The sequence below is a fragment of the Desulfovulcanus sp. genome (assembly GCF_982781345.1).
Window position 1 is genome coordinate 1 of record NZ_CEYAEZ010000077.1, and the last position, 11911, is coordinate 11911.

Annotated in this window: 10 protein-coding genes; all 10 read left to right on the plus strand. The window is 50.4% G+C overall.

The features are described 5' to 3' along the window. The coding region (locus tag AC3WVG_RS10415; RefSeq protein ID WP_488798057.1) for a TraG/VirB4 family ATPase at window positions 1-1728 on the plus strand (1728 nt) is incomplete at its 5' end. After that, a complete protein-coding gene (locus tag AC3WVG_RS10420; protein ID WP_488798058.1) occupies window positions 1691-3622 on the plus strand; it encodes a hypothetical protein in 1932 nt (643 codons plus the stop codon). The genes AC3WVG_RS10415 and AC3WVG_RS10420, both read left to right, overlap by 38 nt. Further along, on the plus strand, window positions 3610-4866 hold the full coding sequence (gene traN, locus AC3WVG_RS10425; protein WP_488798059.1) for a conjugal transfer protein TraN: 1257 nt from the start codon (window positions 3610-3612) through the stop codon (window positions 4864-4866). The genes AC3WVG_RS10420 and traN overlap by 13 nt, the downstream gene beginning before the upstream one ends. A gap of 19 nt (window positions 4867-4885) precedes the next feature. Further along, window positions 4886-5443: a hypothetical protein gene (locus tag AC3WVG_RS10430; RefSeq protein ID WP_488798060.1), complete on the plus strand. Its 558-nt coding sequence runs from the start codon at window positions 4886-4888 to the stop codon at window positions 5441-5443. Then, window positions 5440-6432, plus strand: a complete 993-nt coding sequence (locus AC3WVG_RS10435) for a TraU family protein (protein WP_488798061.1) — start codon at window positions 5440-5442, stop codon at window positions 6430-6432. Before AC3WVG_RS10430 ends, AC3WVG_RS10435 begins: the two co-directional genes overlap by 4 nt. Next, complete coding sequence (locus tag AC3WVG_RS10440; protein ID WP_488798062.1) at window positions 6414-7157, plus strand: type-F conjugative transfer system pilin assembly protein TrbC; 744 nt, start codon at window positions 6414-6416, stop codon at window positions 7155-7157. Before AC3WVG_RS10435 ends, AC3WVG_RS10440 begins: the two co-directional genes overlap by 19 nt. Further along, the gene (locus AC3WVG_RS10445; protein WP_488798063.1) at window positions 7144-7617 is read left to right on the plus strand and encodes a S26 family signal peptidase; all 474 of its coding nucleotides are present in this window, start codon (window positions 7144-7146) and stop codon (window positions 7615-7617) included. Before AC3WVG_RS10440 ends, AC3WVG_RS10445 begins: the two co-directional genes overlap by 14 nt. Before the next feature lie 10 nt (window positions 7618-7627). Continuing rightward, the gene (traF, locus tag AC3WVG_RS10450; protein ID WP_488798064.1) at window positions 7628-8506 is read left to right on the plus strand and encodes a conjugal transfer protein TraF; all 879 of its coding nucleotides are present in this window, start codon (window positions 7628-7630) and stop codon (window positions 8504-8506) included. After that, the gene (locus AC3WVG_RS10455; RefSeq protein WP_488798065.1) at window positions 8496-9929 is read left to right on the plus strand and encodes a conjugal transfer protein TraH; all 1434 of its coding nucleotides are present in this window, start codon (window positions 8496-8498) and stop codon (window positions 9927-9929) included. Before traF ends, AC3WVG_RS10455 begins: the two co-directional genes overlap by 11 nt. A 16-nt stretch (window positions 9930-9945) precedes the next feature. Further along, window positions 9946-11911, plus strand: a 1966-nt coding sequence (locus AC3WVG_RS10460; RefSeq protein WP_488798066.1) for a conjugal transfer protein TraG N-terminal domain-containing protein, incomplete at its 3' end; no start/stop codon positions are given.

Sequence of the window (11911 nt, forward strand, 5' to 3'; positions counted from 1 at the left end):
GGATTCTATGGAGCGCGCAGCGATTCGACACAGATTACAACCCCTTATATTTATAGCATAACAATATTGCCTGAAAGTATGACCAGCGGCTTGGCGGCCAAGCTGGAAGTCATGAATTTCCAGCGATCAAAGGGATCGTTCCTCACACAGGTCAACAAACGAATCTCCGAGTTTGATTGGGCATTGGGGATATCTGACAAGACCACATTCATGCGAGTGATCCCGTCATTGGTCATATTGGCATCCAACAAAACACAGATGCATAACACGGCGCAAAGGGTCAAGCGTCTCTGGGAGTCTAAGGGTGCCGCGATGCAGGAAGAGCGGATAATCCAGAATGTCATGTTCCTGGCGAGTCTCCCGCTAGGCTACTACAACATAAAAAATTTCACCGAACAATTGGACCGTTATTTTATTGTGCCGGTAGAAAATGTGGTTCGCATGCTTCCGGTGCAGACTGATTTCAGTGGCAACTATCCGCCAGCGATTCCGTTGTTTGGACGTAAAGGACAACTCATCGGGCTGGATATCCACGATCGCCGGGCAACCAATAGGAACATGTTGATCTCAGCAGCGCCGGGTAGCGGTAAATCAGTTATTACACAATACATATTGCTCTGCGAGTATCGCCGAAGGCACAAGGTCCGGATCATTGACATAGGCCATAGTTACCGCAAGCTTACCAGGTTGCTCGAAGGAACCTATCTGGATATCGCCGCGAATTTTGTAGTCAATCCATTCTCAGTCCTGAACAATCTACATGAAGAACAGGACAAGGCGGCAATCGCAGAAGAGCTCGAAAATATCCGGGCCATTATCGCCCAGATGTGTTACGCCAATGGCGGAGGGCAACCGGATGAAATCGAGTACAACCTGATATCCGAGGCGGTTCAGTGGGCCTATAGTCAGCGAGATTATGATAATGGAGTGACCCTGGTTGCACATTACCTGTCCACATACCCGGAGCATGCACCGATCAAGAATGACAGCGCACTCGAGGAGGTTGTCAGGAAATCTCATGTGCTTGCCTATATCATGCGTGATTTTGTTGCAGGCGGTCAGTATGCAGAATATGTGCATGGCCAATCGACCGTTGACATCGATCGTGATGACTGGCTCGTGCTAGAACTGGATGGCCTGACAAACAGGCCGGCACTCTTCAATGTGGTGATCCTGATCATCATTAACATGATTACGAGATCGCTTTATTTGAAGAAGGACAAAGATCGGGTTCCAACCTTTATTCTGTTTGAGGAGGCCTGGAAATTCCTCAACAATATCGGTAGCGAAAGCACCATGGTGGCAAAAATTATAGAAGAGGGTTTCCGGAAGGCCAGAAAATACTTTGGGTCATTCGCGATTGTCACTCAGTCGATCAATGACACGAGAGGATTCGGCGCAGCCGGCGAGGTGATCCGCTCCAGCACCCAGTTCAAATTCCTCCTGCGTGACTCGAGCTATAACCTGGCGAAGGAATACGGCATCATTGACTATAGCGATTTTGAAATGATGCTGCTCGAAAGTGTCTCCTCACAACTTCCAAGGTACTCAGAGGTATTCATTGATGGTGGAGAGGCATTCGGAAGGGGCGTATGCAGGTTGTCGCTGGATGACTTCACCTACGGCATGACAACATCTGATGCGACAGATAACCGCGTGATATTCGAAATGATTGAACAAGGAATGAGCTATGAGGAAGCTATTAGAGAGTTTAGCAAGGTGGCCTGATCACTGGTTCCAGTGTCTGTTTATGGCCGCCGCCCTCGTAGCTGCATATCAGCATGCTGAGGCACAGACCAAAGACCCTGCAATTGAAGCAGCTGAGGCGTCGGCAGCGCAGTTTACACCCAATTTCAATAGCAAATCATCAGTCAAAAAAAATGCGATAGATCCGCTGCAGGGGCGGACACAGATGACCGCGCAGGATGGGACACAATTCAATGCATCGATCCAATGTGCCTCGGCCAAACAATTGGTTAATGTATTTGCTGCACCCAGCGGCAGCGGCGATCTTCAAACGCTGCTTATAGCGGCCGATATGGATCTGGATGGGAATATGGACACAAGCCTGAGCACCACACTGCCGATTTCGGGAGTTTGCTCCAATGGGCTGATCTCATGTGATGCGGGCACATGGAACAACTGCCAGCCTCTTCGCTGGAATGCGACTGCCACAAACATAGCCCTTGAAAATGTCAATATGGAGAATCTGGCAGGATGCTATTGCATCAACAACAGCTGCGGATCGTCATTGGTATGGACAAATATTGGCATAATCACACGAGATATAGGCACGGGCCTTGTACAAGCCATTCAGCAACAGCATCCGGATTATGTGATATCGAGTGTCAATGTAGACTCAAGTAATGCGGAATTCTATGGCGCAACTGGAGCGGGCTGCAGAACAGGAACCACGGGACAGACCGAGTATCTGAAAAATCCCGCGTCGCTTATTACCGGCGTCAACAATGAGGTTAGCATACAGACGACCCAGCCGGAATCTCTCTATAACACAGTGACGGGTTCAATTGCCACGCAAACCACCACGATGACCAGCAATTCATGCACTATAAAAAGAGTCGTGGATGTGACCAGTGACACCTGTCAGCTACTGCCGGACGCCATCCAGAATAGCTGTGTCAACATCGAGAATGATCCTAAATGCCGCCTACGCGAAGAGGTGGTCGACGGCGTGACAACATATGAAAATTACACACCAACCAACTTGGTGCCGCTAGAAAGCACGAGAACTATAGGGTCAGCCAGCGGATATATCACCTATGAATCGGATGTAACGGAGGTATTGGTTCTCAAAATTGTCAATGGTATCCGCGGCCTTTATTACGAAGGGACCGAAAATGAGCATCCAGACTATGAGCTTTATACATACCAAGTCAAGATCAAAATAGACAATGAGTTTATTTACATATGGGTCGAGGGGTTGCGTATCGGGCTGACCGATTATGAGGAAATATACAGTATCGTTGCTCCCCCGGGGGAAATAACCATATCCTATGATGCGCTCGGGAAGCCATTACTGGCAAACATCAGATCAGGAGCGCCGACCCCTGAATTGGTTGGTATCGTATATGATCTACCTTCCAGGATCACTCTCAATGGCAGAAAAATTGTCACGATACCATGCAATCACAATGTTACCAGGCCCTGGTGGAACAAGCAGCGCATATACATGTGTGATACGGCGCCAACAACCTTCGACTTCACCGATGCCAAGATCCGATCAGACAGAGCAACATCACAGGCCTCGCTGGAACAGGGATTCAAGAATGCCACCAAGGATGCGGCAGGCAATTGGTCTGAAGAAAATATTGGCCTAGGCAGCCCCCAAGACATGCCGGTGGTTGCGGATTGCCAACCGGTGTGCAAGGTGTTCAAGGTGGTGCAGGATGATCGGGTCACGCCTGATGCGACGACATCCCAGGTCAAGGTCACTCCAACCAGAAAGGTTTATCGATACCCGTCTTGTGCCAACAACCAGTGTCCGCTGGAAGCTGGAGAGACCATCGAGAAAGATTGTCAGTGCCTCAATGATTTTGCAGAAGCCGCGACGATCATGCAATCAATACGATTTGCGGGGCAAGATATTTTATGCAGTCCATAAAGTCATTTATCCATGCAGTGACCGCTCTGGTGCTGTATTTGACCAGCCATGCAGCAATGGCGCTGGTCTGTGCAGATGATCTTGACGGAAGTGGAGCGATTGATAATCCGATCGAGTATGCACAGTGTCAGTCAACCAGTCAGGGCGACTATTGCCCGGTAGGTTCGGCTGCCTGCACCATAGCCGAGACATGCCCGCTGGACAGTAACATCAGTTGCGTGTCAGGACAATGCACCAAGCCTGGTATCTGTCAACCCATAGGAGATCCGCTCAACAACACTTTATCATTCCAGTGCAGTATCAATGGCAATGTCTATAGCGACCGCAGTGCTTGCACCGCAGCCTGCACGCAGACGGCGCAATGCACGAGCGCCCCACCTCAATGTCCGCTGGGGAATCAATATGCCTGCATGGAAACAACAGCGGGGAACTTTCGTTGCTCACCCAATGAATGTGTAGATGAGGCAGCAATAGGAGAAGTGAATACAGATGTTGACACATCTATGCCAGATAACAGTGGGCCAAGAGATGCATCAGGAGCCTGCATAGGACAAATACGATTCTTTGCGGGAAGAAGAATGACCTGCAAAAAAGCCGGGGTAAAGAGCAATTTTACGAATTGTTGCAACCAGGCAGACAGGGATACAGTCTCTGACTCCATGGGGACGGATATTGAAGGCCTGGTCATCCAGGAGGGGATCAGCTTAATGGCAACATTTGCCGCGAATGCCTACCAGGCATATGCAACCGGTCTGTCTGCACAGACATCTGCCACCTATGCCTGGAACCAGGTTACAAACCCCGGCGTATTGAATTTCTCGGTCACCGCAATAGTCATTCAATATCTGCTGACGCCGCAATGCAACCAAATGGATATGGAGACATCATCACTCAAGCGGAGCGGGTTTTGCCATTATGTAGGCACCTACTGTTCGTCGAGCTGGCCCTTGGTCGGCTGTGTACAGAAAAAAAACACCTATTGCTGTTTCAATTCAGAATTGGCAAGAATCATCAATGAGCAGGGACGACAACAAATGGCCATAGCAGGGGGCTGGGGAACAGCAGAGTCTCCGAATTGCCAGGGATTTACGCCGGAGGAGTTCCAAAGCCTGGACTTCGGAGCAATGGACCTATCGGAATACTATGGCAATATCCAAGATCATGCGAATACATCGCTTAATGCCAATCAACCACAACAACAGACACAGGATGCGGTACAGGATTTCTACAATAATCTTCAGTAGTGCATGGCTCTATGCATCAATGGTCTCGGCCGATCTCGGTGTTACCTACGAAATAGCCGAGCCTGATCTGCTGCAGGAAATGAAACAGCGTGCGTCCCGCATCGACTGGAAAAGCAAATGGGAGGAAATCGATGTTGGCAAGGCGGCTCAGGCTGGAGGTGTTCGCCTGCCAAAGGCCCGTGAGAATCGGGAGTACAAGCTGGATCTGACATATACATTGGAAAGGGATATACCGGATGGAAAGGGAGGGGTGCTCTATCCGAAAGGATACCGCTTCAATCCGGCGGCCTATATCAAACTGCCCTACCGACTTGCTGTTATCACGGACCGGCCGGAGGATATGGACTGGGCCAGAAAACAGGAAGGGACAGTCATCTGGATGTCAGCTGGCGGTGATCCGATCGACATGACTCGAAAGCTGGGCAAGACGGTCTATCTCTATACCAACGAAGTGGATAGACGATTCGGCATAAAGGCAACACCATCGATGATCACCCAGAAAGGGCAGGAACTCTGGGTCAGGCAGTATGCCCTGGAGCCCGTGCAGAGTGATCAGAAAACGGAGGCGCAAAGATGAAACGGAACCTATGCTGCATGCTTCTTTTGGTATTGGCATGGAGTGGTGACACCATGGCCAAGTGCGCTTCGTCGTTTCTCAATCCGGTGAGTGATGTGAATTGGCAATGCGCGTTCCCGATGAATATCGGCGGCGTGGTATCGTTTGGTGTCAACAGTGACAATCGTGATTCTGACACCGAGCTGCAAAATCCATTGTGTTCCTGTCTGTTGCAATCAGGCCACACGCTGGTTGGGGCAACAGTGGCCTTCTGGGAGCCTTCGCGATTGATCGAGACGGTGAAAGACCCATACTGCTTCCCCTCAATAGGATCACAACTCGCAAATCTCGACCCCGGTTCACTGCAGGGTGGGAGTGATAGTGGGAGCCAGACCACATCGATGCAGGCCCATTATTACATTTTCCCGGTGTGGGCCATGTTGGATATGTTCCTGGATGTTCCCTGCCTGGCAGGCAACCGGGTTGATGGCGGCGGCGCGGAGATGGATCTAGCAGTCATTACAGAGGTGTTGCCGAACTGGAATAATGATTTGCTGGCATTTTTGCTGAATCCTGAAGCCTTGCTATTTTCCAACCCGGCAACACTGCTTTCATGCATGGCAGATGCGGCATCACAAGCCAATGGAAAGCCTATCGATGCGCTCTATTGGTGCATGGGCGGATGGAACGGCGTTTACCCGACGGCTGGCAAGGTCGGAGCAGAACACATGACCGAGGCCAGCGGTGTACTGGGCGGGCGTCTGATATATCAGATCGGTAGGCTGGGAGCATTGTTGGATCATGGCATAGATGAGTGTGTGGCACACCGAACCTGGATCTGGCGTAAATCGAATTACAGGTTCCACTTTGCACAGCCAGTCAGGGGCAGTCAATGCCTTCATTACGGGTCTCCAACACCAACATGGGAGAGAAAAAAGAACAAGCCGACTCGGGGCGACAACTTCACACAGGTTATTTTCCGGAGAGTAAGATGCTGCTTAGGGTATTGATTGTCGCGATGCTGTTAGCTGCCGGGAGAGCCTATGCACAGCAATCTCTGGAGAAAGCGCCAGCCGCAGATCCGAGGGTCATGAATGAAATACGCCAGGCGATGGAGGCCAACCGCTACCGTGAGGCAATGCAACAACAGGCAGAAAGATCCTATAACTTGACACAGACAAGAGAGTATCAGGCTGGAATCGAACAACTAAAGACAAAAATATTCCCAAACTACCAGGCTCAAGATCAGAACAATGGAGTTGAATTGGATAATGGCGACAGACTCTACCTTTTTGTTTCCTCGAGCATGCCGCTGGAGGTAGTGCGGCGCTATGCTCGTCAGATAGAGGGTTTGCCCGGCGCCACGCTCGTACTTCGCGGGTTCATCGGAGGAGCCAGTCGAGTGAAGCCCACCTTGCGATATAAAAACAAGGTGTTGGCTGATGAAGAAAGCTGCACAGAGGCTACATGCAAGACGATCAATACGGCAATGGCAGTCGACCCCGTATTATTCCAGCGGTATCAGATCAAGCGGGTTCCGGCGGTGGTCACTGTAGGGGGGTTGACCGGAGCAGGACAATGCAGTGAGGGCAACAAGGATGTGGTGAAGATCCGCCAAAAGAATGCCTCCTTCGGCGATGCCCCTCTGTTGGCACACTTGGAGAAGATGGCAGAATCCGGCGATCAGGTGGCGGCAAGATATAGAGACAAGGTGAAAAAACATGAAAATCGATAGCAAGCGAGCAGAGCGTTTGATCATTGTAGCCGTGCTTGGGTTGATGTTGGGAACGCTCGTCGTCAAGGGATTGTCAGGGAAGCTTTATGCAAACATAGGAATATCGTCACCCATTAAACTGTTCTGGAGAGAGCCTGGAGAGATCAGACAGGGCGATTATGTGGTATTTACATTGGAGCACCCAATACTGGAAAAACCGGCGGTGGTGGTCAAACGGGTTCGTTGCACCAGTGGCCAACACCTGGAAGTCACAGATGATGCCGCATGGTGTGAAGGCAAATTGCTCGGACACAAAAAACAGTTCACCCTGAAAGGAGAGCCTATGCCTAAATTCACATTTAATGGTGATATCGAGAAAGGATGGGTGTTCGTGATGAATGAGCACAAGGATTCATTTGACTCAAGGTACTATGGGCTCAAGCCCGTGGAGATGATGACCAGGGTAAAACCCCTGTTCTGAGGATAATGACATGCAGAAAAAGATGGTAATCACCGTTATGGCTGCTTTGATGCTGACTACACCATGGCTGCATGCGCAGCAAGAAGAAAAGCGCCGGCCTCATGAGCGAGGTTTCTGGTTCTATGAAGATCCGCCGAAGAAGGAGAAAAAGGAAAAAAAGACCAGACAAACCCAGCTGACACAGCGCACCCCGCTGGGTCCTCTGCCACCCTATCAGGAGTTGATGAAGGCGCACCCTGACGACCTGAAAAAGATCTTCGATGAGCGACTCAAAGAGGTCGTCTGGCGGACGACGCCACAGAACATGTATGCATTCATGCTGGTCAAGGATGTTACACGGCGCAAGGCCCTGGCCGTCACGCAGATGCACACGCTGATGCTGTTGAAGAAGCCCAATCTAAACATGAACACGGTCAGGGCACAGGCTACATTTGCCAGAGGTTCAGAGCAAAGAGCGCGCATAAACGAAATCAACAAGGCGTTGAGAAAACTCCGCGGTAAATACGCCTTGATCTATTTTCGATCAGAAACTTGTATCTTTTGCAAGGATCAGGACAAGGCCATCAAGTTTTTCCGTGTCAAAACAGGTTGGGGCGTGAAGGTCGTCGATGTAGACCGCAAGCCGGCATTGGCTAAAAGCCTGGGAATCAGCATGACACCAACGGTTATATTGATCCGTAAAGGGACGGAAGATTATATGCCCGTTGCAGTGGGCGCGACATCCGCCGATGAAATGACGGCAAATATCTACCGCGCATCGAGACTGCTTTCAGGAGAAATCGAGCCGCAACAGTTCTACATGTATGAATTCGACAAGGGAGGCCCCCTTGATCCGTTAGGAGATCCAACACAGGATCTTATTGCACGCGAGGATAGCCATGACTACTAAGAGGAAGATGACTCGAAACATAACACGCCATCTTTTGATATGGATTCTGGCGATGGTGCCGATGCTCTCCACCGCCGGCTGGGTGGATGACTGGATGGCCCAGAAGGTTTATACCGGACCCGACTACGGGACCATCAACGGACAAAATTTCGTTACGATAGGCGGTTTGAATGCCCGGTGGCAAAAAGGCGTAGGTACAAATCCGGCTCTTTCCATGGAGCGCGCCAGTCTGAAGATAGGCTGTGGAGGCATTGATGTCCGTTTGGGGGGCATATGGTTCGCTGGCATTGACTGGGTAGTTCAAAAACTACAGGGGATTATAGCGAATGCGGCTGCGGTTATGTTCAGCATCGCATTATCGACCGTATCTGAAATGCTCGAAAATGCTTCGACCAAGGTGGAAGGTTGGGTTCGTGAGATCAACAAATACGCAGTGGATGAATGCCAGGCAGGCAGGGTATTGGCATCCAAAGTCATGGATGGTTTCACAAAAGCCGAAGCGAGGAACGATACACGCCTGAACAAGGTTTCAGAATATACAGCCAATAGTGGCGGCACATCAGAACAATCAGAATCAATAGCCCAAATGGTGACATCAGACACCATGCCTGTACCGGAATCTACGATCAAACCACAGTGTCCGAGTTTGATCCAGCAATTGCTGCCAGACAACAACGATCAAATCTCGTTGTTGGCACAGATGATGAACAACACGGGTTTATCTGACCATACCGATATAGCGCGTGGGATGATCGGTGACTTGATCATTGCCAAAAACAGCAACAAGGCGGGGGATACCTATGAGGCACAGACAAAGGCCCCCTGTTATGACAATGAAGATATCAAGCTGGATACAATTGTTTCCAGCAACCTGAAAAAAAGAACCATGACGGCTGCGGCATGCAGTGATGATGATGTGGCTGGTCAATCACTGTATGTAAAGATCCGGGATCAACTGGTGGCTATTGCAACAAAGCTACAAAACAACACAGCGCTGAACGTTACGGAGTTGCAGCTGATGTCGGAGCTGCCGAGCATGTTCCACGCAAAGTTGTATGCTGCTTCATTAAAAGGGGTTGCCCCACAAGTGGCAGAGGATTTAGCTCAAATCGCAGCAGACACCTATGCATATCAGATGATGACAGACCTCTACCGGGTTGTCAGGCGTGCGTCCCAACAATATAGAGAAGCGATAACGACTGACAGGAAGCGGCTTAACGACTGCAAAATAGCCGTTGTAAATGAGCTGCCGGAACAGTTGATTAACTGGGAAAAGAGACTCTATAAGATACAGAGTGGACTTCGTGACAGCTATGCAGCCAGAGTGAATGAGTACAATGCCATTATCGCGATGGGAGCACAGGCCAAAGAAGAACATGAAGCGGTCAAGAATAAAGTAACTATACAAATCAATCCAAATTAAAGATTAGGTAATCACCATGAAGGTGCTCAGCAAGATCCTTGTCCTTGTCGCCTGCGTGATCAATGCCACCGGAGCATTGGCGCTCGAGATCTATCCGGTCTATGATCACGCAGACTCGGTAGCAACGGCGCTCCAGCGAGTTGCACTGATGGTGACGGATAATTCATTGGTATCGGTGGCAGTGGCTTTTGGTATTGCCGGCCTGGTAATCGGCGCAGTCACTTTTATGGCGAACACCTCCAATGGCAGGTCCGGAAATCCGATTTCGTTCACATTGCCATTCTTGATCGGCGGGGTATTGCTGGTTGCCATACTGACACCGAAGGAAAATCTTGTCGTGCATGATGAGGTTCGCGGTACAACAGCAACAGCCATCCAGCTTCCGACCGCCATGACCAAATTATTGGGGTGGCTTGGCCAGACCAAAAAGACGATCATTGACCTGATTGATACATCGGCGCCGCCTGGATCGGCGATTATCTGGAACTATAGCGCCAATGCCAATGGAGTCGTATTCGACCTGTTGATGCGTGCAATGAGCAATAGCGGCGAGATATCCGACAAATATCTCGATGCGAGTGTCAGAAAATATGTTGAAAGCTGTCTTCCGGCCGCAACAACGATTCCATCCACAGGCCTGGATTGGAATACGATAAATTCCGGCGCAATCGATCTTTACAATGAGCTGGGCAAGGCCGCACTGAACAATCAGACCGCCATCTATTACGATGGCGCCAATCCGGCTGGTGTGACGACAAACTGCGCGGATGCCTGGAACTACTTGTCAGTCAGGCTAAATGATGCTGCAGCGCAATCCATGTTTGAGAGTAATGTCTATGCAATATGTGAGGATCACGGTTTTCTCACCAGTCTCCGCAACAATACTGCAGCACAGCCTACAGGCACAACCATAGATAATCGCTGCAAACAGATGTTTGCGGAGACGGTTCGTGCAGCACTAGGTGAGAATGCTGTAAGCCCGTGGGGGATAAGTGCTGGCATGAGTTGGCAATGGATGCGTCATATCTATCTCTCCAAGCTTATCTTTCAGTGGGCAGCCAATGCAGATGCCGGCTCATTGGGGAATTACTATCAGATTATTGATAGAGTAGGATGGTCGGATCAGGCGGCTGAATGGATGCCTATAGTCCGCACATCCATCATGGGTTTTGCCATCATGCTGTTGCCATTTTCGCTGATGTTTATCATGACCGGCTCGGGAACCCGGGCATTGACATTCCCATTAGGTATGATCGTGTTCATTTTCATCTGGGAGATCATCGAAGCGGGGGCGCACACGCACATGATGGAGTATGCCTTTCGCACGTTATCAGATGCAATCAAGCATAAAACGGGACTTATCGGCATGGCTATGTTGGCCCCGGACTCTATGAAGATCATGTCCGGATATGCCACCATCCGGGTATTGAGTGCGGGCTTGGCCACCTCGTTCATGTATGTGGTATTTCGCTATGGCGGCATGGCGATGGCGTCGATCACCAGCAGTTTTTCGCAGTCCGCAAAACAGTATGGATCGGATGCTATGCGCAAGACTACAGACCCGATAGAACACGGCCAATGGATGTCAGCACTGGCAAATTCCGGGGCCACCATGTCAGCCGTAGCGCATACAGGTGGATATTCAGGCTATGCGGCTGGTCGCAATTATGCCGCTGCTACAAGAGCTGTAGGGGACACGACAACGGCTGGAAACGGTGGATCTCCTCATGCTGGAGGCCAACAAGATGCGGCCCGAGCACTTGGACGGCAAGAAGCGTACACAGCTGATACTGCAGGATTCGAACATACAAAGGCATCCGCGGCATATGAACAAGGAGAAACACAAGGAAAAGGCGCAGGAGCAGCCCATGCAGGAGTGCAATCTGGTGGCGCTACACCTGGGGAAGTAGGCAAAGAAACAGGCAAGGCCGCCACCACGAAACAGATAGCTGCCGCCCAGATGGCGGCGGCCGCAGCCAGGG

Coding starts and splice junctions, on each gene's coding strand:
- AC3WVG_RS10420 (WP_488798058.1), top strand. CDS start 1,691: ATGAGGAAGCTATTAGAGAGTTTAGCAAGGTGGCCTGATCACTGGTTC.
- AC3WVG_RS10445 (WP_488798063.1), top strand. CDS start 7,144: ATGAAAATCGATAGCAAGCGAGCAGAGCGTTTGATCATTGTAGCCGTG.
- AC3WVG_RS10435 (WP_488798061.1), top strand. CDS start 5,440: ATGAAACGGAACCTATGCTGCATGCTTCTTTTGGTATTGGCATGGAGT.
- AC3WVG_RS10430 (WP_488798060.1), top strand. CDS start 4,886: ATGGTCTCGGCCGATCTCGGTGTTACCTACGAAATAGCCGAGCCTGAT.
- traN (WP_488798059.1), top strand. CDS start 3,610: ATGCAGTCCATAAAGTCATTTATCCATGCAGTGACCGCTCTGGTGCTG.
- AC3WVG_RS10440 (WP_488798062.1), top strand. CDS start 6,414: ATGCTGCTTAGGGTATTGATTGTCGCGATGCTGTTAGCTGCCGGGAGA.
- AC3WVG_RS10455 (WP_488798065.1), top strand. CDS start 8,496: ATGACTACTAAGAGGAAGATGACTCGAAACATAACACGCCATCTTTTG.
- traF (WP_488798064.1), top strand. CDS start 7,628: ATGCAGAAAAAGATGGTAATCACCGTTATGGCTGCTTTGATGCTGACT.